The organism is Roseateles sp. GW821-FHT09G03, from assembly GCF_059416045.1.
Genome location: NZ_JBWKOK010000001.1, coordinates 1,474,334 through 1,496,970 on the forward strand (window position 1 = coordinate 1,474,334; position 22,637 = coordinate 1,496,970).

23 protein-coding genes are annotated in these 22,637 nt (G+C 64.9%); 9 read left to right on the plus strand and 14 right to left on the minus strand.

What is annotated here, in order from left to right:
* Nucleotides 1–329: 329 nt before the first annotated feature.
* Nucleotides 330–1,532: a M23 family metallopeptidase gene (locus AC07OZ_RS06560; RefSeq protein WP_495466342.1), complete on the minus strand. Its 1,203-nt coding sequence runs from the start codon at nt 1,530–1,532 to the stop codon at nt 330–332.
* 63 nt (nt 1,533–1,595) lie between these two features.
* Here AC07OZ_RS06560 and AC07OZ_RS06565 point away from each other — a divergent pair, with 63 nt between their 5' ends.
* On the plus strand, nt 1,596–2,675 hold the full coding sequence (locus tag AC07OZ_RS06565; protein ID WP_495466343.1) for a LysR family transcriptional regulator: 1,080 nt from the start codon (nt 1,596–1,598) through the stop codon (nt 2,673–2,675).
* A 3-nt stretch (nt 2,676–2,678) separates the two neighbouring features.
* Here AC07OZ_RS06565 and AC07OZ_RS06570 read toward each other — a convergent pair whose 3' ends face one another.
* Together AC07OZ_RS06570 and AC07OZ_RS06575 are read right to left on the minus strand one after the other, a co-directional pair.
* A complete protein-coding gene (locus AC07OZ_RS06570; RefSeq protein ID WP_495466344.1) occupies nt 2,679–3,425 on the minus strand; it encodes an SDR family oxidoreductase in 747 nt (248 codons plus the stop codon).
* A gap of 255 nt (nt 3,426–3,680) precedes the next feature.
* Nucleotides 3,681–4,064, minus strand: a complete 384-nt coding sequence (locus AC07OZ_RS06575; RefSeq protein WP_495466345.1) for a hypothetical protein — start codon at nt 4,062–4,064, stop codon at nt 3,681–3,683.
* 772 nt (nt 4,065–4,836) lie between these two features.
* Between AC07OZ_RS06575 and AC07OZ_RS06580 the strand changes: the two genes are divergently transcribed.
* Entirely contained in the window at nt 4,837–6,081 is a 1,245-nt protein-coding gene (locus tag AC07OZ_RS06580) for a hypothetical protein (RefSeq protein WP_495466346.1), read from the plus strand.
* Nucleotides 6,082–6,171: 90 nt separating this feature from the next.
* On the opposite strand, the gene AC07OZ_RS06585 is transcribed toward AC07OZ_RS06580, so the two are convergent.
* From AC07OZ_RS06585 to AC07OZ_RS06615, 7 genes are all read right to left on the minus strand, one after another.
* Nucleotides 6,172–6,924 carry a hypothetical protein gene (locus AC07OZ_RS06585; RefSeq protein ID WP_495466347.1) on the minus strand — a complete coding sequence of 251 codons (753 nt, stop codon included), beginning with the start codon at nt 6,922–6,924 and terminating at the stop codon, nt 6,172–6,174.
* Complete coding sequence (locus tag AC07OZ_RS06590) at nt 6,921–7,667, minus strand: hypothetical protein (RefSeq protein WP_495466348.1); 747 nt, start codon at nt 7,665–7,667, stop codon at nt 6,921–6,923. The genes AC07OZ_RS06585 and AC07OZ_RS06590 overlap by 4 nt, the downstream gene beginning before the upstream one ends.
* Nucleotides 7,664–8,224 carry a hypothetical protein gene (locus tag AC07OZ_RS06595; protein WP_495466349.1) on the minus strand — a complete coding sequence of 187 codons (561 nt, stop codon included), beginning with the start codon at nt 8,222–8,224 and terminating at the stop codon, nt 7,664–7,666. The genes AC07OZ_RS06590 and AC07OZ_RS06595 overlap by 4 nt, the downstream gene beginning before the upstream one ends.
* A 263-nt stretch (nt 8,225–8,487) precedes the next feature.
* Nucleotides 8,488–8,805, minus strand: a complete 318-nt coding sequence (locus AC07OZ_RS06600; RefSeq protein ID WP_495466350.1) for a hypothetical protein — start codon at nt 8,803–8,805, stop codon at nt 8,488–8,490.
* Nucleotides 8,806–9,132 carry a hypothetical protein gene (locus AC07OZ_RS06605; protein WP_495466351.1) on the minus strand — a complete coding sequence of 109 codons (327 nt, stop codon included), beginning with the start codon at nt 9,130–9,132 and terminating at the stop codon, nt 8,806–8,808.
* Nucleotides 9,133–9,338: 206 nt separating this feature from the next.
* Nucleotides 9,339–9,848, minus strand: coding sequence for a hypothetical protein (locus tag AC07OZ_RS06610; protein WP_495466352.1), 510 nt, complete (start codon nt 9,846–9,848; stop codon nt 9,339–9,341).
* A gap of 149 nt (nt 9,849–9,997) precedes the next feature.
* Nucleotides 9,998–10,636 (minus strand): hypothetical protein, encoded by a 639-nt coding sequence (locus AC07OZ_RS06615; RefSeq protein WP_495466353.1) that lies wholly within the window; start codon nt 10,634–10,636, stop codon nt 9,998–10,000.
* A 286-nt stretch (nt 10,637–10,922) separates the two neighbouring features.
* Here AC07OZ_RS06615 and AC07OZ_RS06620 point away from each other — a divergent pair, with 286 nt between their 5' ends.
* A complete protein-coding gene (locus AC07OZ_RS06620) occupies nt 10,923–13,184 on the plus strand; it encodes a hypothetical protein (protein WP_495466354.1) in 2,262 nt (753 codons plus the stop codon).
* A gap of 141 nt (nt 13,185–13,325) precedes the next feature.
* On the opposite strand, the gene AC07OZ_RS06625 is transcribed toward AC07OZ_RS06620, so the two are convergent.
* Nucleotides 13,326–13,976 carry a lysozyme inhibitor LprI family protein gene (locus AC07OZ_RS06625; protein ID WP_495466355.1) on the minus strand — a complete coding sequence of 217 codons (651 nt, stop codon included), beginning with the start codon at nt 13,974–13,976 and terminating at the stop codon, nt 13,326–13,328.
* 74 nt (nt 13,977–14,050) lie between these two features.
* Nucleotides 14,051–15,250, minus strand: coding sequence for a DUF3667 domain-containing protein (locus AC07OZ_RS06630; RefSeq protein WP_495466356.1), 1,200 nt, complete (start codon nt 15,248–15,250; stop codon nt 14,051–14,053).
* A gap of 237 nt (nt 15,251–15,487) precedes the next feature.
* On the opposite strand from AC07OZ_RS06630, the gene AC07OZ_RS06635 reads away from it, so the two are divergent.
* The 5 genes from AC07OZ_RS06635 to AC07OZ_RS06655 all read left to right on the plus strand — a co-directional run bounded on the left by AC07OZ_RS06635 (nt 15,488) and on the right by AC07OZ_RS06655 (nt 19,856).
* Nucleotides 15,488–16,213: a hypothetical protein gene (locus AC07OZ_RS06635; RefSeq protein WP_495466357.1), complete on the plus strand. Its 726-nt coding sequence runs from the start codon at nt 15,488–15,490 to the stop codon at nt 16,211–16,213.
* A 22-nt stretch (nt 16,214–16,235) separates the two neighbouring features.
* The gene (locus AC07OZ_RS06640; RefSeq protein WP_495466358.1) at nt 16,236–16,718 is read left to right on the plus strand and encodes a hypothetical protein; all 483 of its coding nucleotides are present in this window, start codon (nt 16,236–16,238) and stop codon (nt 16,716–16,718) included.
* Between the two features lie 630 nt (nt 16,719–17,348).
* Nucleotides 17,349–17,867, plus strand: coding sequence for an ester cyclase (locus AC07OZ_RS06645; protein ID WP_495466359.1), 519 nt, complete (start codon nt 17,349–17,351; stop codon nt 17,865–17,867).
* 103 nt (nt 17,868–17,970) lie between these two features.
* Nucleotides 17,971–18,600: a substrate binding domain-containing protein gene (locus AC07OZ_RS06650; RefSeq protein WP_495466360.1), complete on the plus strand. Its 630-nt coding sequence runs from the start codon at nt 17,971–17,973 to the stop codon at nt 18,598–18,600.
* Nucleotides 18,601–18,719: 119 nt separating this feature from the next.
* Entirely contained in the window at nt 18,720–19,856 is a 1,137-nt protein-coding gene (locus tag AC07OZ_RS06655) for a hypothetical protein (protein ID WP_495466361.1), read from the plus strand.
* A gap of 43 nt (nt 19,857–19,899) precedes the next feature.
* Here AC07OZ_RS06655 and AC07OZ_RS06660 read toward each other — a convergent pair whose 3' ends face one another.
* Nucleotides 19,900–20,436 carry a hypothetical protein gene (locus AC07OZ_RS06660; RefSeq protein ID WP_495466362.1) on the minus strand — a complete coding sequence of 179 codons (537 nt, stop codon included), beginning with the start codon at nt 20,434–20,436 and terminating at the stop codon, nt 19,900–19,902.
* Nucleotides 20,433–21,203, minus strand: a complete 771-nt coding sequence (locus tag AC07OZ_RS06665) for a TetR/AcrR family transcriptional regulator (protein ID WP_495466363.1) — start codon at nt 21,201–21,203, stop codon at nt 20,433–20,435. Before AC07OZ_RS06665 ends, AC07OZ_RS06660 begins: the two co-directional genes overlap by 4 nt.
* A gap of 108 nt (nt 21,204–21,311) precedes the next feature.
* Here AC07OZ_RS06665 and AC07OZ_RS06670 point away from each other — a divergent pair, with 108 nt between their 5' ends.
* Nucleotides 21,312–22,496, plus strand: coding sequence for an MFS transporter (locus AC07OZ_RS06670; RefSeq protein WP_495466364.1), 1,185 nt, complete (start codon nt 21,312–21,314; stop codon nt 22,494–22,496).
* The last annotated feature ends 141 nt before the right edge of the window (nt 22,497–22,637 follow it).

The following is a 22,637-nucleotide window of genomic DNA, read 5'->3' on the forward strand; positions in this document are numbered from 1 at the left end:
TGCAGGGCGCAGGGCACGGTCGTGCATTCGCGGGTGCCATGGCCGAGCCATGACCTGCCGAAGGTTACGCCTGCCACATCGTATCGACTGCACTCGTTCGTGTGCCGAGGGCAATGGCTCGCCGAGCGAGCGACGCATGGCCTGTATCGTATGACCTCCCATGTCAAACGTCGGGCGGCCGCTTGCCGGCAAGTTGACCCTTGACTGACTGGGGCGGCAATGGGTCGAGAACCGTAGGCCGAACGAGTCACCGCGACCGACTGCACTCAGCCTGGAGCGGATGAGCATCCGTCCCCACCGTGGACGGCAAGTTCAGGCGCTGAGCCCGCTCATCGAGGGAAGGACACGATGCTGCCGTCCAGCGGCAGTTCATTCCTTCGCGCTGCAGCCTTCGCCGCGGAGGCGCCGGCCGGCACCGTCGGATCGAAGGTCTCTTCGATCCTGCCCTGCCCCAGGAGCGCGAAGGCATCGACGACGAAGGGCAGTCCCTGCGAGTGCTCGAACGTCGACCGGTCGCTGATGTGGAAATGCAGATGCGGCGCGCCCGCGCTGCCGGTCTGGCCGAGCTGCGCCAGGACGGCGCCTCGCCGCACGCGCTGACCGGGCCGCACGTGGACGCTGCCCGCCCGGAGATGCGCGTAATGCGCGTAGACCCCGGGCGCGAGGCGCAGCACGACGAAGTTGCCATAGAGGGTGCGCGCCGTCAGGTCCTCCGGCCCCTCCAACGGGCGGAGCGGCTGGCCATCGGCGATCCCGTCGCGGGCGTCGACGACGACCCCGTCCGCCACTGCCAGCACGTCCTGGCCGAAGCCGATCCAATCCTCGTCGACGCTGGAGGCGAGGTCTTCATGCCGGCTGCGCAGTGAATGGTTGGCCTCGTCCAACCCGAACCAGTCGATGGCGAAGCGCTGCGGAATGGACAAAGTTCCATCGATGGCAACCAGGCTGCCCCAGTGGTGCGACAGCGCATTGCCTGGCCCCTCGACGGCCAGCCATCGACCGCCGCGCAGCGGGGCGGCAATGCGGATCGGCGGCGTCGGGACGACGGTCGTCCGCACGTCGTCGGCGCGCTGGACATCGCCCTTGGAAGTCCGGAAATTCAGTTGATGTCGCAGGCTCCCCGGCGGCGTTCCTGCAGGCAGGTTCAGCCACAGGAAGAGCGTCAGCGAACGCCCCGACGGCACATCCAAGCCATTGCTCGGTGCGTTGTCCGGCACGGCCCGGTTGAGCAGGCGATGCAGGTCGGCGCCTTCGACGGTCAACAGCGGGACCTTGCCCACATCGGTGAAGACGGCCAGCCGGGTCAGCGTCAGCGGGTTCTCCTCGTCCTGGAAGCTGGTGAGGCGCAGCTCATAGGCGAGGTGCCTCGTTCCGTCGCTGCCAGGAACGGCCTGGGGCGCGAACAGGATGCGCGCTTCCACCTGGGCCTGATGCCAGGCGGGCGCGGGCGACGTGCCGTCGGCCTGCGCCGCCACTGCGCCCAGACAGGCGAAAGCCAGCGTCATGGCGGCCACGTACCGGGCGATCGTCATCGGTCCACCATCGCTTCCCTCTCCTGATGGGCGGGTGCCTCGTTGGCGGCGGATTTCAACACGATGCAGCGACTGCCGCGCGATTCGTTCCCGTCCGTGAAGAAGCCTGCGGCCACTGCGCGAGGGGCGTCGCATCTACCGCCATGTAGAGTGCGGCCTCGCGGCCGTTCGGTGACCGCGGCACGGCCACTCCTGGTCGTTGACCTTGTCGAGGTGCGTCAATTGGACAGACTGGAAGCGATGGCGATGTTGGTGGCCTCCGTCGAGGAGGGAAGCCTCTCGGCGGCCGCCAGGAAACTGCGGATCCCCGTCGCCACGCTCACGCGCAATGTCAACGACCTGGAGGCCTTGGTCGGCACCAAGCTTCTCGTTCGCACGACACGCAAGCTCCTGCTGACGGATGCGGGGACCGATTACGTGGCCGCCGCAAGGCGGATCCTCGAACAGGTCGATGAGCAGGAGCGTCGCGCCGCCGGCGAGTTCACGAATCCACGCGGCGAGCTCGTCGTGACGACGCCGGTGCAGGTGGCGCGGCTGCGGGTGCTTCCCGTCGTCAATCAGTTCCTGACGCAGTTTCCCGAGATCCGGATCCAGCTCCTGCAATCCGACCGCAACATCGACCTCGTCGATTCACCCGCGGATGTCGCTGTCCGGATCGGACGCCTGGCCGACAGCAGCCTGGTGGCGACGCGGGTCGGCCTGTTGCGGGTCGTGGTGGTGGCCAGCCCCGCGCTTCTGAAGCAGCACGGTGTGCCACGCAGCCCCGAGGATCTTCACGGGTTCCCTCGCGTCGTGTTCAACAGCCCGTTCCTGTCGCCGTGGCGCTTCCGTCATCCGGACGCCGGCGAGATCCACACGATCACGGGCACGCCACGATTGCTCGTTTCGTCGCCCGACGCGGCGGCCGATGCCGCCATCGATGGCGTCGGCGCGACGATGCTGCTCGAGCACGACGTGGCGGAGGCCGTGCGCGACGGGAAACTCCGATACCTCCTGGAGGAGTTCGAGGTCGACCCGATTCCGGTGCACCTCGTCCACCTGTCTCGCGACATGATGCCGGTCAAGCTCCGCCGATTCATCGACTTCGCCGTCCCGAAACTTCGCGAGGCATTGGCGGACTTCGGACGCGTCCCGTCGCGCTGAGCGTCAGAACTGGGTCAGGCCGCCGTCGACCACGAGTTCCGTGCCCGTCGTGTACGACGAGTCGTCGCTGGCCAGGAACAGCGCGGTCTTCGCGAGTTCCGCCGCATCGCCGAAGCGCTTCAATCCGACCTTCTGCGTGATGCCCGCGGCGATCTCCGACAGCACGTTGTCGGGCAGTCCGATCTTGCTGTAGAACGGCGTCGCGATCGCGCCCGGGCTGACCGCGTTCACGCGGATGCCGCGCGGCGCCAGTTCCGCGCCCAGGGTGCGGACGAGGGAGCGCGCCGCCGCCTTGGTCGCCGCCAGGATCGACAGGCCGGCGTATCCGATGGTGTTGAGGAAGGACGTCGTCACGATGATGCTGCCGCCTTGCGCCATGAGCGGCGCCACCTTCTGAATCGTGAAGAACGTGCCGGTGAAGTTGAGCGCGAGGTTGTCGGCGACATACGCCTCCGTCACCGCCTCGAGCGGAGCGACCGTCGTGGCACCGGCGTTGGCGAAGAGCACGTCGATGCGGCCGATCCTGGCCTGCGTCTCCTGCACGGCGCGCTCGATGTCGGCCACCTTGCGGATGTCCGCGCGGACCAGCAGCGCCGTCCCTCCGAGTTCGTTGCCGGCGGCGGCCAGACGCTCGGCGTTCGAGCCGACCAGCACCACCTGGGCGCCCTCGGCCTCGAACAGCTTGGCGGTCTCCAGGCCGATGCCCGACGTACCACCCGTGATGAATGCGACCTTGTTCTTGAGCTTCATTTCAGGACCTCACTTTGGCTAAGTTGAATGACGAAAGAGCCGTCGAACGGGATCATGCGTTTAGCCAATTCAAGGCGGAATGACTTGAATTCGAGGAACAGATAGTCGGGAAATGGCGAGATGACGCCGGGGTGGAAGGACCCGAATCCGGACGAGTCCCGTTGGGGGCCAGGCCTTGCCGTGACGTGATGATCAAGAGGTCCGGCGCGAGGTGCTCGGCCAGTGCCCTCACCTCGCTGCCTTGGACTCTCGCGCTCAAGAGGCCACCTTCCTCCGATCGTCATCCACCGCGCGCTCCACCACGCCGAGCATCCCCAGACCTTCGCGCAGCGACTCCTTCACCGCGTTCGCCACGTGCTTGGCCGGATCGCCCTCCGCGCTGTTGTCGGCGAGCATGGCCAGCATCGATGCGCCGCTCACCAACAGTGCGCGGAGATTGGCGAGCGCCGAGCCCATCGTCAGATCCGCGCGCAGGCAGATCGCATCGGAGCCGAGACGCGGCCCGAAGATCTGCGGCTCGGTCATGCCCCAGCCGTGCTGCAGGTGGATCAGCGTCTGCTGATCGCAGCCCGCGAGCGGATGGCGCGAGCGCAGCGGCTTGTCGGACTCGTCGATGCGTGCTTGTTGGAAACTTCCCATGTCGTACTACCCCGGTCAAGGTTGGATGCCACCGGCTCCGATGTCGAAGGCGACATGCCAACGGATCGACCGGAGTGGTGGGCGAGATGTTCAACTCACGACGAAGGGACGTGCGGCCGTCCTCGCGGATAGGCCCATCTCGCCCATGACCGAATGATCAAGGGCCCGACGTCAGTCTCAGAACCGGCGCCGGCTTCGTTGTGGTGGGTTGAAGCACCGGAGTCCATGCTCCGTCCGATCGGGACTTCGTTCTCTGATCTATGTCAAAGACTTCGGGCGATTCGTTCCTTGGAGGGAGTGCGGGGGTTGGCCTGGGGGGATGGCACCGCCCTGAGGGTCAGGACTTGTCAGTTCGTGCTAGACGACAAACGCAGTTCGCCTCGGGTTGGCGTTCCCGCGTTCTCGACCATTCCGGCGTTGGCGGCCTTGCGAAGCAGTCGGCTTTGCTTGGCCGCTTGCAGCGGTGCCGTCATCCTCAGCGGAGATCCGAATTCACGCCGAGGGGCGTGAATTCGTCATCTGCGAACTGCTGGGTCGAAATGCAGCCGAAGGCCCCGGGCGAATTGCGAGATCGGAGCGCGGATGTCCCCGCCCTTGACCTTGATTCCGCAGCCGGTGCGAAGCGCCGGCCCCACGCTGTCTCAAACCGATATTGCTCCTCATCAATCTCATCAGAACAGTGGATGACAGGCACCAAAAGCCAATCCAGCATCATGCGCAGTTGACTGTCTCGTCCTGCCATGCGGTCAAGCAAACGAGAGGGGAGAGAACAATGTTCAGGTCCACATTTAAGGCCAAGGCCGCCTTTGTGCTTTTAGCCGTCGGCGTGCCTGTCTCAGCACAGACGTTTCCAGCAACCACGGACAAGGTGCCTAGCGGCTGGACTGGACCGATTTTCAGGCTGAGCCAAGCCTATCCCAAGACATTGCCTCCAGAAGAGGCTCTGCCTTGGGCCGGAATTAATCCGACGAAGGATCCGCAGAACTACGTCAACGCGCTGTACCGTTATGCCCTGGAGGGCAATGTCGGCGTGAACTGGGCCGTCCAGGACAACCCAGTGCGCAAGTGGTACCACGCGCCCTGGATGCACTACGGCACTAGCGGCCGCGAGTTCATCCATGGCTTGACGCGGGAGCGCAGCACGCCCGCCGCCTCAAGCCCTGGCAAGGGAGAGCTGGGACCGGATCAGATTCATTGCGCACAGAACTGGGCTGTCGGATTTTTCAATGCCCGCGGCGGCTACCAGATTGGCCGAGTGTGGGCCGACCCGAAGGCGCCCGACGCCTCGCTGGCGCAGTTCCCAGAAGGCACAGTGATCGCCAAGCTGCTGTTCACGGCTGCACCAGTCAGCGAAGTTCCATACCTGAAGAACACGCTCGAATGGCAAGGCAATGTCCATGTGCTGCCGAACGGCACGTGTCCCAGCAGCGCAACGCAGCGCAAGCCGCAAACTGTGCGTCTATTGCAGATGGATCTCGCGGTCAAGGACAAGCAGGCCAGCGAGACGGGCTGGGTCTTCGCAACGATGGCCTATAACGGCGAGGTCCCGGGTGCGACGCCATGGGACCGAATGCTCCCTGTGGGCGTAATGTGGGGCAACGAAACCACAACGCAGCAGTGGATCAACACGTCTATTGGCACCCCTCAGCATCTTGGATTCGAAGGGCGCCTGAACGGTCCTGTCGACAATCCAAAATCATCGTGTATATCTTGCCACGCGACGGCACAGACGCCGGCCATCTCACCCATGATCCCGCCCTCGGGCGACACGGCGCGATGGTTCAAGAACTACCTAGGCAGTCAGCCGTTTGATGCGGGGTCCATCCCAACGGACTACTCACTGCAACTCGCGATGGGCATCCAGAACTTGCGCAAGGCGGGCTCTCCCGCCCCGGCAGGAGCACATCTGCTCTCCACATCGGAGATCATGTTGATGAAGAAGGCGTTCGACTCCGGTAGGGAACAGCCTGCGCAAGAACGAATTGGCGGGACGCTCGAATACCCAATTGGCCGCTGACGGTGGCGGATTCAACCGGTCGATCACGAGTTCCGTGCTTCCACCCGCTCTTAGGCTCACTGCGATCATTCAACTACAGTCGGCGACTCTTCATTCCACTTCGGCCGGCTCGCCCTGTGCGCCAGGATGTTGCTTCAGCGCTGCGATGATCAGCGCGCCCAACTTCAACGCTTCTCCCGCTTGCGACGGCGCAATGATCTGCGCGTGGACAGCGGCGTTGCAGACAGACAGGACGTGCTTCATGGGTTCGCGCAGGAACGCGAGGTTTGGTTGTTGCTTCACCAACTGCTCAAACATGCTGTTAATCGACCAGAACTTCGGATTCCCGGAAGAGGAAACCATAAGGCTGCGCCCGAGGATCGTTCGGAGCAACCGCTCAATCTCGATACGCACCTTCGCCAAGGCAAAGTTCACGTCGTCGTCCGCCTGCAGCTCATTCTTGACGTCTTCCGCTTTTGCGCGAGCCTCTTGATTGAGATTCTTATCGACGTTTTCACCTTGCTGGCGAAGCATATCGGCGAGGTGGATGTTGAACTGTGGGTTCACATTATTCGAGCTAATCACCGACACGGTGTTCCGAACCTCGGCCTTGAACTCCCGCAACTCGTCCCTTGCGGCAGCAGCATCCTTCTTGGCCGCCTTGACCTCTCGCTCAAGCTCAATCCAAGCGCCGATTTTTATCTTGTTGAAGAACGGTAGGAACAGGAAGAATAGAGTAAGGCAGACGTACAGGGCATCACCAATGAGTAGATCCGTTTTGGGCGGAAAGCCTGCCTTTGCGACGAAGCCAACGCCGAAGTAGATCGCGACGACCCACGACGATATAGCAAGCCCCCAGTTCATACGTTCGGGTTGAGCAAAACGTTGTTGATGAGGTCCGTGACCATATCCTCCGCCTGCACGGGCGTGAACTTCGCCGATGACGGATGAGCGGCAGAGTTGCGACGATTCAAGCGCTCCGTAAGAGTCTTGCAGACCGTCGCATCGTAGATGCGAGCACCGCGGCAAATCTCGATCACCTGACGCTCTCCGTAGTCCTCAAAGTCGGTCAGTTTGGTGACCTCTGGCAACTTTGGACCGACCTTTGTCCGCTGTGCATTAAATGCAGCGAGGTGATTGCCAATGATGTGATCGAGAACGTGCGAGTAGGCGAGATTCCAGATCATTACGATCGCGGCTCGGTGTGCGCCGTACTGAAAGCAAACGAGGGCTTCGTTTAGGAAGACCTTGTGCTCAGGCTTCGAAACCCTTTCGACAAGCCCTTGAAGCAACGCGGTCGTGGCGACGGCTGATGCCCGGACGGGTAGCAACGTCTCCATCTCCCCGCGGGTAATGCTGGAAAGCTTGTATCCCTTGGTGTTGCGAATGCAGCGGGCCGGTCGTTTCTCAAGGATCTTCGCCAGCGACGCCGAGACGTTCGGGACCGGAAGGTGAGTGGCGTCGTAGCAGGCGCGGATGTCCGCCGGGCTGAAGTACTCCTGCCCTTTAACCTCATGGAGGAACCACGCAAAGACCTCAATCTGATAAGGCGCAGATTTCTGATTGAAGTCCTTGATCGGTGCAATGAAGTGATGAACGTCCTTCAAGCTTCAGCTTTCCCCATCTCGCCGACTTGGCGCTCGCCGGAGTTCGCGATCGTCGAGGTCCCTGTCGTCTTGCCCGCTACGAACAATTGACGCTTGGCGTGTCGAAGGTCGTTGATCGGAGTCGCAGCGTTGGCGGGCAGCGTCCATCGATAGTGCATATACGCGGTGAAGAAGTGCTCTGTCGTCAGGTCCTCGAGGTCCTTGTAGTGCTTGAACCAGTAGGCGATGCAAAGGTAGCGATCGAGATGCGTCTTGGGCTTCTTCTCGGCCACAAATGCCTCCAGCGTCGGCTGGACGTCATCGAATTTCAGATCCTTCATGATCTTGAAGTTAGGCGGCTTCTTAGCCGTAGCCGTCCTCTTGGGCGCAAGTATTGGCGCCGCCTCGGCGACTCCGGATTCTTGGTCGACAGGATCGGCAGGGTCGACAACCTCGTCCGCAACTTCTTGCTCAGAGCCGGTCGCAGCAATTTGCCTCACACCGTTCGGGCGTGCGCGCATGTCGGGTAGTGCGGGGATGAAGCCGGCCTGCACGAACGCAGACTTGATCGCGTCCATTCCCTTCTGCATGCTCGTATCAGATCCCCTCATGGTGAATTTCACCATCGTGAAAGAGATCTCCCCGTCTTGCTCGGGCGTTGTCTTGGGCGTCCTTGCCATCTCTTCTCCCTTGTAAAGACAAAAGTGTCGCAGGGACGGTTACGCGCTGCAACTTTCCAGTGCTTGCAATCCGTGCAAGAGCTGCCGCTCGGAAGACCGCTGTCACACATCCGGAATCAGCCTGAAGCACGCCTTGCGAAACGTGTTGAAGACGAACGCCCTCACCTGCCGTCTTTGTCGGCGACCGCTCCAAGGAACTGAGCGCGGTACTGGGTCGCCCGCTCTGGCAGCCCGAACGCCTCGGCTCCCCGCTCAAGGTCGCGCCAGAAGGCTGCCTTAGGCCTCCCGCCGGCGCCCGCCTCCGCAAGCTCGGTCATCCACGCGATCAGTGCCGGCTCCGACAGCAACTCCAACGTCTGCGCCAATGTCACCTGCTCGGGAATGTGAGGGGGAATTGGCACGTCCAGGTAGCCCGCCGCAGATCGCAGGTTTGCGTGCAGGGTGGAGAGCCGCTTCAACAACGCGACGTCGACGTTCATTCAATCACCATGATCACTCTTCCCGGAGGACCGCGTCCGCTGCACAGTGCCCTTGCCTTCGCGGTAGATGGTCCATCCGGAAAGGACCATGCTCACGCCCATGGCAGCCAGGAACACAAGATGGAGAACGCCGATCGCCGTCACTCCTGGCTGGAAATGGACCCGGTGAAAGACATAGGCCAGGCCCCAGAACAGGAACGGCATGAATGGTGCCGGGAAGATCGAGATCCCGCCCGGATCATTGCGCGCTCGATACTGAAGGACGATCGCCGGAATCCAGACGGTCCAGGTGATCGTTGCGACGAGGAGAACTTGCAGGTGAGTCATCGTCGTGACGGCGAAGTGGCTCCATAACGCTCCCGCGCTCCGCGCGAGGTTTCGCGAGTATCCCTTCTACCCCGCAGCCCTCATCCGCCTTCCTTGGCAGCGCAACCGAGCAGTCCGCGACGTACGTCGATCCGAAGTCGATCACCAGGGGGAGGAAGTGCGGGAGACAGCCTGAGGGATGGCCTCCCCCGGAGGGTCAGGACTTGTCAGTTCGCGCTAGACGACAACGCAGGTTCGGCTTGCGTGGCTTTGGCCGCTGCCAGGAGCCGCAGCAACTGCGCGCCGATGACCTCCGCAGACAGCAGCGGATTGAAAGAGGTTGACAACTCGATCTCAGAATTCCGAGCGTGCGGCGTGCTTGCACGAACGATTGCGTTGCTTGAATTGAGGCTGTAGCAGCTGAAGGCGCGGAACTCGTCCTCAAATTGCTTGACCGAGCGCGCGCCCGAGGCCTTGAAGGCCGGCCAATCGGTCCTCTTCGCATCGCGGAGGTCAGCATCCTTCATCGAGAAGCTTTGGAAGGCAGCCTGAAAGGCACGACCAAGTTCTTGCGCCGACGGGACGCCAGCAATGCGGGCCGTCGCATCCGCTTGCTCGAAATAGGTGCCGTCAAGGTTTCGATGGGTGGCAGCCACGATGACGGCCTCTTCGGAAAAGTAGAGATGCACAGCGCTCGCGGCGGCGGGCGCTACAGACTTTCGAGCAAGGCCGAACATGCAAGGGCACCTAAGCTGTTGTTTCGGGCGATTCGTTCCTCGGAGGAAGTGCGGGAGACAGCCTGGGGATGGCCTCCCTCCTGAGGGTCAGGATTTGTCAGTTCGTCTCGGATTGGCGTTCCCGCGTTCTCGACGATGCCGTAGTTGGTTCAGATCTTCGCGCGCGGAATGACCTTGCGCTCTCGCATCTCCTGAATGATTGCCTCGACAAAGCCAGCGGCAGCCGCCTCGGCCTGCGCCGGATCCATATTTCGAGAAAGCACAGGGGTCTGCGTGTACACCGACCACTCGAAATTCCCATTCGACGCGTCAATGACATCCCACTTGACGTTGAACAGCGCACCGGCGCCTGTCGTCAGGGCCTCCCTCGGAAAGACGATCAGTCGATGCGTCGGGGCCAGCGCATGGTCGCGTTCGGCGTTCTCGTTGATCGTTGCACCGACCGAAACGAACGTCGTGTTGGTCAATGTGTGGTTCTTGAAGTCAGACTCAAGAACACGTCCCTCGCCGGTATCGGAGAACCACAACTGCTCATTGGGAATACCACTGCTTGTGAGCGCCTCCGCGAGCTTGGCGCCAGCGACGCGCCTGAAGGCCTCAGGCATGTATTCAGGCCGCATGTCGATGAAGAAGTAGACGTAGACCCGAGCCACCGGTCGATCCCCGTAATAGACAGGGCCGTGCGATAGAACGCGAGTGGAAGGCGTTCCTGCGCAGCCAGCGACGGCGAGGAGAAGACTGGCGCCCAGCAACGAGAACGCGCGGCGGCGATTGGCAGCTTTGAGCATGCGGAGTCGGAGAGTGGGAGGAGGACAGCGCCGCATCTTAGGCAGCAAAGAATGTCGTCGGATGAAGACATGCAAGAACGGCGTGTGGGCCCTCCCGCCAGCGCCCGTCTCAGCAAGCTCGGTCAACCACCCGAAGTGGGCGGTCAACGCCCTGCATCCATCCCCTCTATCATCGCGGTCCGATCATTCACGGCCAGTCGCCCCCGCCGTCCTCAGGACCGCGGCGAGGCCGATCACCGGCGCCAGGCGCCGGGAGATCGTCATGACGGTCTTCAGGGAGTTCTTGATGTCTCGACCTTCGACGCATCCGCGGATGCTGCCGCTGTTGCTTGCCTGCACGCTCGTCGGGTGCGGCGGCGGTGGTGGTGGCGACGGCGGGCAAGGCGCCTCTCCGGGCGGCAACACGGGCACCGTGTCGCCGGACCCGGCCCTGACCCTGCCCTACATGGCATCGAGGCTGCCCTACAACGTGTCCGTGCCGTCCGGCACCGTGTTGAGATTCGCCGCCGGGTTCAGCTATGAGCGCTTCGACCAGCCTGTCCCGGACAACTTCCGCTACAGCTGGACCGTGGGCGGCGCGGCCATCGACACGCCCTCGTTCGAACGCGTCGTCACGACCCCCGGCACTCTTCCCATCCAGCTGAAGGTCACTGACGCCAATGGCCAGTCCAGGACGGCCAACGGGAACACCTTCACCGTCAGGGCGGTGCAGGTCGATCCGCTGATCATCAGCCTCGGCGGCGCCGGCATGCGCGACGGCGGTCCGGCGGCCCGGTTCAACAGGCCTGTCGCCCTGCTGCCGGCAGGCGACGGCGGCATGCTGGTGCTCGACCAGGGCAACAGTGTCATCCGCAAGATCGGCGTGGACAGCGTGCTGTCCACGGTGGCAGGGGTGCCGACGGTGGCCGGAGACCAGCTCGGCAAGGTCGGCGTCGGACGATTCGGCTCGCCCCTCAGCGTCACGCGCGATGCCGCCGGCAATCTCTACGTCGCGGACACCTACCGGATCCTGAAGGTGTCGCCGGAAGGGTCCACCAGCGCGGTGCCCGGCGGCCTCTACATCGGCAAGGTGGCGGACTCCGCCCCCGGCGTGACCTGGGCAAAGGCCATCGCGGCCACGCCGGGCGGGGACCTCTACATCGCGAGCACGAACACCGTGCGCCTGCTCAAGAACGGCACGGCGACGCTGGTGAGCGGCGCGCTGGACCTCTTCGGCGTGGTCGACGGTCCCGCCGCGGAGGCCCGCTTCACCGACATCCGGGCACTGGCCGTCGGCGCCGATGGCGAGTTGTGGATCCAGGACGGCTGCTCGCGGCTGCGCCGCCTCACACGCGAGGGCAAGGTGGAAACCGTCCTGCGGACCGCGGAGCCCATCTATCCCGCGCGTTGCGGCACGGGTGTCGCCGCCGCGCCGGGCGGCGGCGTCTATCTGGCCACCTCCACCGAGGTGACGCTGGTGAGGCCGGACGGCACGACGCAATCGGTCCTCGGCATCGGCGGTGTGGACGCCGTCGCCATCGACAACGCCGGCCGCCTCTTCACCGCCCGCACGGACGAGCACACCGTCACGCGCCATGCGCCGGGGGCGTCCTACACCTTCGGCCTGTCGCCCAAGAGCACGTCGGCCTTCCCCTCGCCGCTCCAGGACCTGTCGGATTTCGGCGAGGTCAGGAGCTTCGGCGTCCATCCGAACGGCGACCTGTACTTCATCGACAACGCCCGGCTCTGCCGGGTCGCCGCCGTGTCCGCGGACCTCGGATGCGTGGCGGGGCGCAAGGGGGAAACGACGCCTGTCGATGGTCCTCCGATCGCGGCGCGGCTGTCCGCCTGGTGGGACGCGGAGGTCGTCGTCGATCGCGCCGGACAAGTCTATTTTTCGGACGAGCAGTCGCTGCGCCGCTATCAGCCCCAGACGGGCGAGACCACCACGATCGCTGGCGCGCCGCCGGCCGCCGGACAGGTCGAGGACGCGGACGGCGCGGGATCGTCGGCCGCATTCCGCAAGCCGTTCTCGTTGACGACGGACAGCCGGGGGAACCTGTATGCCATCGCCAATGGCAGCCGCATCATCCGGGTCACGCCGGCCGGCGTGGTCACGACCGTGGCGCGGCACGCCGACAACACCTGGCCCCTGGCCCGGCTGCTGATCGGCACCGACGATCAGCTCTACGCGCTGAACTATCAAGGCGTCTTCAAGGTCGCCGATGGGGGCACGATGACGCGCACCGACTGGCCGTCGAATCCGCGTGTGCTGCCCGGTTATGGCAACGCCCCTGCCGTGGTCGGGCCGGACGGTGCGTTCTGGATCCTCAACACCGTGGCCGACACCCGTGAACAGTCGTGGCTCGAGCGCTCGACCCTGACCGAGCGCAGGTCGGTGCTCTGGTTCGGCTCCGTGCGCCGGCAGATCTTCACGGGCATGCCCGAGCTCGAATTCGACCTGAAGTTCCGAGCTCTGGGCATCGATCCGCAAGGGCGGCTCGTGATGTCGGAGAGAGGCCGCTTCGGCTTCTGGCGCCTGTCGGAGCCAGCGGGCGCTGGACTCTGAAGACGCAGGCGCAGGCGATACAGGTGATCGCCGCAACGAGGAGGACTTGCAAGTGGGTCATCGTCTTTTCGACCCGCCGCTCACCAGCAGTGCGCTGAGATTGGCGGCGCCTCTGCCTTCCCTGCGGTGGCGAAAAGCGCCTCAATCTGCCTTGACCGCCTTGATCCGGTCCTGCGTTTCACTGACGTCGCATCCCAGCGCCCAGCCGACCTGCCAATTGCCGCCATCACCTTCGCGATTGCCGTAGAGCTCGCACTTCGCAGCACGATACGCACGCCAGGTCGTCGCCTCCTTGACGGCGAGTGCGCGCATGCCTTCCGGGTCGTGCGCATTCTTGGAGATCTCATCGATGTGCGTTCGTTCGGCCGCGTCGAGTTCCCTTTCAACAACCCAGAGCTGGTGGCGCAGACAACCGAGCTGGGTGGGCGTCGATCCCGCGAAGGGCGCGTGCGGGTCGCAGGCGAGCTGGAAGAGGCGAAGGTGATACTGGTTCTCGACGCATGCAGCGGTCGTGCAGGCATTGCGCTTGGCGATCCATGCGCGCTGGGCCACGCGCTTCGGATCGGCGCCCGGAGTGTTCTCGTCCGGCGCGTAGTAAAGGGTCATCTCCTCGTCCATGTCCGACAGCTTGCTATCGGCGCAGATCAACTTCTCGACCTTTGTGCCGGCCTTCTTGCAGTCGAAGCTGGCGGCGTGAGCCGACGAATGAGGTCCGACGAGCAGCAGCATGGCAAGACCAGCCACGACCAGGCCGGTCAATCGGTGGAATGGGGTGACGACGATCTTCTTCATTCTGTTCCTCCAGGCGAGTGGCGGCGGAGGGTAAAACATGTGCCGTTAAGAAGCCGTCGGGATCCGGACGCCGCTCACATGCTCGCCAGCACGATCAGCAGGCTGTAGACGAGGATCGCGCCCCCTGCGATGAAGAGCAGCGCCACCGTGCGCCACGCCGCGGCGCCAACGCCGAGCGCGTACGTGCCGCGCAGCTGCGCGAACATGTGCAGCGGCGGCACCACCGTCGCCAGCAGGGCCGCCAGGCCGACGAATCCGAAGTAGCCGCAGATCGCCACCGCGCTCATCAGCAGCGCCATCGCCGACAACGAGTAGAGCGAGAACACGGCATGGTCGAACATGCCGAAGCGGCGCCGCGTCACCAGCAGCAGCCACAGGAACGGCAGCGAGATCGGCATCAGCAGAAACGCGAACTTGGCCGCCGCGCCCTTGATCTTGTAGAGCGCGAGTTCCTTGTTCTCCAGCGCATGCGTCAGCTTGCGATCGAAGCTCGGGAGCCCGGACGTGCCTTCGATCTGCAGCATCGGCCCTTGCGCCTTGCTCAGCGCGCGGTCGATCCGGCCGTCGATGCCGGGCGCGGACAGCCACGGCAGATAACGCGCCAGCGAGGCACGGACCTGCTGCGCGGCAGCGCGCGCAGCCTCGGGGTCCTTCGCGGCTTGCCGAGGGTCCAGGAACAGCTGCGCCTGCTCGATCCCGGCGACCTCCTTACGTTGCTCGGCAATGGCCGACTCGACGCGACGGCGCGACGTGTCCGCCGCCGGCAGTGCCGCCAGCTGCGCCTCCAGCTCGCCCAGCTTGGCGCGGCTGGCCTCCAGCGTCTGGTTCAGCTTGGCAAGCTGCGTCGGGTTCAGGTCTCCCCCGACCGTCACGGTCGGGCTGGTCAGCGAAAACACGAGGAACATCAGGAAGAGCAGGAACAGCAGCAGCGCCAGCGGCGAGACATAACGGACGCGTCGGCCGTCGATGTACTCCCGGGTCAGCTTGCCCGGCTTCAGGAGCAGCATCGGCAAAGTGCGCCAGGCCTTGGTCTCGAAATGCAGCAGGCCGTGCAGCAGCTCCTCCGCCAGGTGCGCCAGCGAGCGGTGGACATGGGCGGCCTGGCCGCAGCGGTGGCAGAACGCGCCTTGCAGCGGCGCGGCACAGTTGGCGCAGGCCCCGTGCGCATGCTTGGCGGCATTGGCATCGGCATCGGCCTCGGCACCGCCGACCATCTCCTGAGCAACGGCGGCTCCCACCAGCACCTCGCCGGCGGCCTCGACTTGGATACTCATGGCTCCCCAACCCTGACGAGCGCCGCAACGCGGCAACGGCGGGGAGTATCCCCTCCACTCCCCGACTCGAAGGATCGGCAAAACCCGCCGTCGACGGCCCCGGTGGCCCGTGTCGCCCTCGTCGCCCGGCGGCCCGCGTCACGACTGGCCAAGAGTCATTTGCGCCCACTCCTCCGACCGGGCAACATGGGCCGCTTGCCGCCGGGCTTTTCCGCGGCGCCTTGCAGGGAGCTTGTCATGGCACGTGCCGTCGTTCCTGGTCCGATCGGGTTGGACGTCGCCCGGCTGATGTCCGATCCGGGCACGAAATGGATCGGCGACTCGCCCCGCCCCGGGCCTGTCGGCCTGGACGCGTCCGCCGGTGACAACTGGCTGCTCGTGGCTGCGGATTTCACGCCGCCGGCCGACGCGCCTCACGTGCCCGCGCCGAGGAAACCCATCGCCACCGCCGACGGCGGCGCCCGCGGGCTCACCACCGGCGAGATCGCGATGGCGCGGCTGCTGTTCCAGGACTCGCTCGACTACACGACCATCAAGGTCCACAAGGACGAGTACCTGCCCTTCGGCCTGCAGCCCGACGACACCGCCATGACGCCCAACGGCGAGATGTACTTCAACAAGAGCTACTTCAAGGAAGACTTCTCCCAGGGCGAGGACGGCGACAAGCACTGGTTCATGCATGAGATGGTCCATGTGTGGCAACACCAGCTCGGCTACTGGGTGCGCCTGCGCGGCGCGATCCGGATCGGCCTGTCCTACAAGTACGAGCTGAAGTCCGGCCAGGGCCTGGGCGACTACAACATGGAAGCCCAGGGCGACCTGCTCGCCGACTACTTCGCGCTCAAGCACCTGAATTCGCCTGATGCCATGAGCCAGCGGCAGTACGCGAAGAGCCTGCCCCTCTTCGAAGAGGTGCTCAAAGCCTTCATCGCCAATCCCGCCGACAAGGCCAACCTGCCCTGAGCCCATGACGTCCATGAAGTCGATGAAACCGCTCCTGCTGCTCGCGCTGTCCGCCAGCATCTTCTCGGCCTGCGCCACGTCGCGCCGCGGCGAGGCCGAGGTCCGGATGGAAGGCGGCAAGCCCTGCTTCACGCTCACGGCGAAGGAAGCGAAGCGCGATCCCGGCGTGAGACTGCAGGCGGTGATCGTCTCCGATGCGTCGTCCAAGCCGGTGACCAAGGTGTGGTCGATGGGCGTGGATCCCGCGCAGGGCGCGCCGATGTCGAACGCCAGTTGCATCGCCTATGGCCAGGTGCCGCCCGGCGCGGAGACCAGCACGCCGCCAGCCCCGTTGCAGCCCGACCGCGTCTATCTGGTCTACCTGAACGGCCGCCCTTCGGATCCGTCCGATCCGACGCATGGCTACGGCGCCAAGTTCTGCCTCGCCTCCGACGGCGCGCAAGGCCAACGGCTGGTGCCGCTGAAGCCCGGTTCCCGTGAGTGGATCGACGAGGTCTGCCGATGATCGGGGGACGCGGCGCGCGACTCCTCCCTGCCCTGCTGTTCGACGCGCTCGCGGACCTGGGCAGCGCGAAGTGCGACAGCAAGACGACCCAGACCGAAACCACCTATGGCAAGGCCATCGTGGCCGAGCTCACGAAGGACGGATTCGGGACGAAGACCTTCGTCGTCGACACCAGTCGGAACGGGGGATGTAGACATACGCGGAGTACGCCACCATCGATCCGAACACCACCAGGTACGCGAACGCGATCCAGGTGGATGCCGGCACGAACGGCGGCAGTCCGCCGACGGCGACCTTGATCGCCAGGTAGGTCGAGCCCCAGATCACCTAGACGAGGGCCAGGCACCAGATCAGTTTGAGGTTGAATCGCATCGGCACGGCTTTGAAAACGCGAGAGGCTAAGGCGCCACGCCGCGCGGCGGAACTCCTCCGGGAAGCAAAGCGCCTTTGTCGGCACGGCAACACGCGGCTGGAAAACTCTCACACCCACTGTTGGCCATGACGAACTTCTGATGGCACTGCGTCCGCATCGACCGATGGCGGACTGCCAGGAAGAATCCATATCGAGGGTGCGGATCGCCCCCGTGAACCGGCTTTGCGCCGGAGCTGGCCCATTGGAAGGAATCGCTCATGAAGGCACGTCTCATCATCCTGCTGGCGGCGCTGTGCGCCACCGCCGCGTCGACCGCCACGCGCGCACAAGCCGCGCCCTTGGACCCGGGGGTCGCCCAGACACTGGTCGACACGTTCTACGGCGCATTGACCGCCAGCGACGCCCACACGCTGGAGACCCGGTTGAACAGCGCCACGCGCGCCGACTGGCGCAACTGCGGCGGCAATGACGAGTGCCAGGATCGCGCCGCCACGCTGCAGCGCTGGCGCGGCCGCCTCGACGCCGTGCCCGACCTGCGGTGGACGCAGCGTGCCCTCGTCCTCGCCGGCGACGACACGCTGGTGGTGCGCGGCGAGGCGAGCGGCACGCCGCGCACCGCCTTCCTGGGCGTCGCCCCCTCCGGCGCGAGCTTCCGGGTCATGACGATCGACGTGCACCGCGTGCGCGACGGGCTCATCGTCGAGACCCACCACATCGAGGACTGGGCCACCGGCCTGCGCCAGTTTTCCGCGCCGGCCGCCGGGACCCCGCGATGAGCCGGACGCGGGCCTTCCGGCAAGGTGCGTCCATTCCGCGCCTCCCTCCGGATCCACGCCCAATGACCACCCCCCCACCGGCCTGTTCGACGAGATGGCCGGCGTGTACGGCGCGCATCCGGCCGGCACGATCCGGGTGTCCGCGCCCGTAGTCTTTGGGCAGATGTGGATCGCGCCGCGCCTGCCGGCGTTCGTGGCGCGGCATCCGGAGGTCAACGTCGACCTCGCCTTGACCGACCGGAACGTCGATCTCATCGAGGAAGGCTTTGACATCGCCGTGCGGATCGCCCGGGAGCTCGCGCCCGGTCTCGTCTCGCGGCGGCTCATGACGAGCGAGATGCAACTGGTGGCATCGGCCGCGTATGCGCAGACGAACGCCTTGCCGCAGGAACCCTCGGCGCTGAACGAGCATCCGCTGATCCACTTCAACTACGAGAGCTTCGACCGCTGGACCCTGAGGCAGGGCCAGCAGGAGTGCCAGGTCGTGCCCGCCAGCCGGATCCGCACCAACAACAGCGGAGCGATCCTGGCGATGGTGGAGGCCGGCGGCGGCATCGGTCTGGTGCCGGGATTCGCCGCGCGAGACGGGCTCGCCGCCGGGCGGCTGGTCCCGGTGCTGCCGCAGTGGCGTCTGCACGAGATGTTCTGCAGCGACGTGCACGCGGTCTACACGCCGGGACGTCACCTGCCACTGAAGACGCGGGCGTTCATCGATTTCCTCGTGGAGGAATGAGGGGCACGCCACCCCGTCAGATGTGCGAGCAATCGAAAGGACGACGCGTTTCCCCTCAATGACAAGAAACACATGCGCTCCATAGACTCGAAGCCAAGAACAACCAAGAGGGAGGCGTCATGGACAAGCTCATTCTTCTTCCGGCGAAGGAATGCGAACTCGACTTGATCTACAAGAATGCGTTTGAGAGTGCTCGGGAGCTCTACCTGCTCTCTGCCTACCTGACCAACTGGGCACCTGACTTCCAACTGGCAGCGCACTGCACTTCATTCAGATTCATCGTGGGACAGGACTTCGGCATCACTCGTAAACATGCATGCGAAGCCGTACTCAAGTGGTTGCCGGCGAACCGCAAGAACTGCTTCATGGCTGCCGCCGGCATCGACGGCTTTCACCCCAAGATATTGCTCTGGCGAACTGTTGCGGGTGAGTGTTACAGCCTTGTCGGCTCCTCCAACCTTACAGAGGCCGCATTCACAAGCAACTACGAAGCCAACGCGCTGCATCGATTGACCGACGAACAGTTCGATCAAGCGCGAAGGTGGGTCAAGGACATCGAGGCGAAGTCCGTTCCCGCCGGCGGCGGCTGGCTTGATCAATATCAGGAAGCGGCGCTCGGCGCGACAAGGCGCAACAAGTCAGCGTCTCCAGTCACCGCATTTCTGGAGCAGATCCAACTGCCGAGGCCTGACGGCATGGAGGAACAGCTTCGCGCGCGGCGACAGCAGATGCGCGAGTTTCAACGGCGCAAGGGGGCGCTCGTTGGTCTTCTCGGGCGCTGTCGAACTGGAGCCACATCGCCCGAGGATTTCTACTCGGAACTGCCTGAGCATTGGGGCTTCGATGTTGGAAATCGCTTCCAAGGCTCTGGCTGGGAGCGACAAGGAAAGGCCAGCGATTTCCAGATGCTGAGCGATGCACTATTGAAGATCATTGATGCGCCTCCGGATGATCGAGATGATGTCGTTGCAACCGCAATTGACTTTCTCCACGAGAAAGGCAATCGAGCACGAACAGCCTTTCTCTCCGAAATGCTTTGCCAGTTTTTCCCCGACAAATACCCTGTCATGGACAAGCCGGTAAAGCTGTTCCTCAGGGACATCAACTTCCGCGGCCCAAGAGGGGCGTCAGAAGGCGCATCCTATGTCGATCTCGCTCAACGGCTACGGGCTTCATTGAGGGCCAGCGTTGGGCACCCCGCAAGAAACCTGGCAGAGCTCGACACGGTCATCTGGCTGGCGTATCACGAAGACTGATGGAAAACCGAGCTCTCGTCGTGAGCCTCACTCGTCTACCGAGTCAATCTTCCCAATGGAACAACGCATCGAACCGCCTGAGCGGCGGATCGCCGAGGTTGGTATGCAGCACGACGTCCGACGGCAGGAACTCCTCCAGCTGATGTCGATGCAACCTCGTCAGCCCTTGGATTTCGAGGATCGGCTGGACCTGTGAGGCCAGACGGATGACAGCTTCGGTCTTCAGCGCGTCAACCATCTCGAAGCGCGGCATGTAGCTGTGGCTTCCCTTCGCATGCCAGCCCTTCGCGCCTTCCATGAAAACGAAGCACGGCGCCAACCGGCTCAGGATCACGACCAGTCCGACGTACTCGTCATGCACACCCTCGTGAGCGACGCGGAAGTCCGCCGTCTCCTGATAGAACCATGCGTCGACGAACGACGCGTAGCCGGACCCGTAGTGATCCCAATCAATTTGAGACAAGGCCTGCGTCCGGCGCATCACGTCCTCGCAGACGATCCGAAGTTGCCCTTCGACGACCTCGGCGTCCTTCGATGCCCAGGGCAGATCTTGCCCATCCATTCCGACGTCCCAGGTCATCCTCGTCCTTTCGACGGCATCACCTTCGCCAAGTGGCTCGCCATCATCCCCGCAGCGATGCGCGCGACCTCCTTGGGCTTGAGGCTCTCGTCGAAGAGCATCTCCACCGTCGCGTAGATCAGCTCCACGACGATGCGGCTCGCGAGCTTGAGCTCCGCGCGCTTCGCGCCCGGCAAGGCCTTCACCAGCAGCCGCGTCTGCGCCTCGGTCACCGCCGCGTGCGAGGTCAGGCGCACCTCCTGCAGCGCGGGCACGGCCCGCATCGCCCGCATGATCCACACGCCCGCGGGCGTGTCGCGCGTCGCCGCGTAGGTGTCGAGCAGCAGCCCCGCCAGCGCCTCTTCCAGCGCGGGCACGCCGCCGCGGACCACCTCCACCGACATCCACTTCGCCACGCACTCGTTCTGGCGCTGCATCAGGCGCTGCCCGAGCTCGAACAGCAGCGCGTACTTGTTGGGGAAGTAGCGGTACAGCGCCGGTGGAGACAAGCCCGCGCGCATGCAGACCAGGTTGGTGGAGAGCCGCTCCACGCCGACCTCGATCAGGGTCTGCGCGGCCGCTTCCAGGATGCGCTCGTAGGTCTCCGTGGCGCGCTGTTGCGCGGGCAACTTCTTGGCCGCGAGGGCCGGTGCCGTCACGGCGTCCGGTCCGGCATCCGACTCGGCCTCGAGTGGGCGCCCGGCCACTGACGCGGCACCGGACGCAACAACGGACGCGGCGTTCAGGGCAGGTTCGGAAGTCTTGCGGCGCGAGGTGGGCATGGGCATGGGCGGGCGTGAGCTCTGCGGGATTCTTCCAGGGTTGGCGAGCACCTCGGAACGATAGCCATGACTATAAGATCTCCGCTCATCTTCCAACGCATGGTTTGCGCCGAGATGACCACACTTCCTTTCGCGGCACCAACCCCGGCTTCGGCCAGCACGCGGGGCGCGCAGCGCCTGGCCATCGCCGTCGGCTCGGTGGCGTTGTTGATGCTCGGCCTGCAGCCACTGCTGCTGGGCGCGCTGCTCGAAGCCGGCCACGTCACGCTGGAGGGCGTCGGTCTGGTGGCCATGGGCGAGATCGTGGCCCTGGGACTCGGCGTGCTGATCGGCGATCTGGCGCTGCCGGTGCGGTCGCTGCGGTCCATCACCGTCCTCGCCGCGCTGGCAGCGGCGGCGTTGAACCTCGTGACCATGCGGGTGGCGGGCGATCTGGCGGTCGGACTCGTCCGCGCCGGCGCGGGCGTGGCCGAAGGCCTCATGGTCTGGAGCACCACCGCCGTCATCGTCCGGGCCGCCGTGCCGGAGCGTCTGGCCGGCCTCTTCTTCGTCGTGCAGACCCTGGCGCAGTCCGTGCTCGGCCTTGCGCTGGCGCACCTCGTCATTCCCGTGTCCGGATGGCCGGGCGGCTTCGCGGTGCTGGCCGGGCTCTGCGGTCTGGCCGCCCTGCTCGCCCTCCTCTTCGCGCGGCCGCTGGGCCCGCTCACGCCCACCGTGAGCCAGGCCGGCATCGGCATGACCTGGACCCGGCCGCGCATCGGCACGCTGCTGGTCGTCTTCCTGCAGCTCGCCACCCTCGGCGCGCTGTGGGCCTATGCGGAGCCGCTCGGCACCCGCGCAGGTTTCTCGCCACTGGCCGTGCAGACGCTGATCGCCGCCGGACTCGGCATGCAGGTCGTCGGCGGCAGCGTCGGCACGTGGCTCGTACGGCGACTGCCGGTGCGGCCCGTGCTGCTGGGATGCGCGGTCGTGCTCGGGCTCAGCGCCCTCGGCATCGCGCGGACGGAGCAAGGCGGCACCGGCGCCTTCGCCGCGCTCTGTGGGCTGTTCACCTTCACCTGGCTGTTCATGCTGCCGTTCCAGATGGCGCTCGCCTTCCGCGTCGACGGCGGCGGGCGCGTCGCGTCGCTGGTGCCGGCGGCCCAGCTCTTCGGCAGCGCGTTCGGGCCGCTGATGGCCTCGCTGGTCGTCACGGGCGATGAAGTCGCGCCCGTGCCGTTCGTGTCCGCAGGCTTCGCCGTGCTAGCGATCGTCGCGCTGCCCTTGACGCGCACGCCCGCGCGGCCCGCCGCGGACTGATCGAAGGCTTCTGCACTGCCACCGCCGCTGGCCCTCACCCCTACCCTCTCCCGCAAGCGGGAGAGGGAGCAAGAGAGGTTCCGCCAGGGTTTCTCCGCAAATCAAATTCGATAGTCATCGCTATACCATAGCCATCACTAT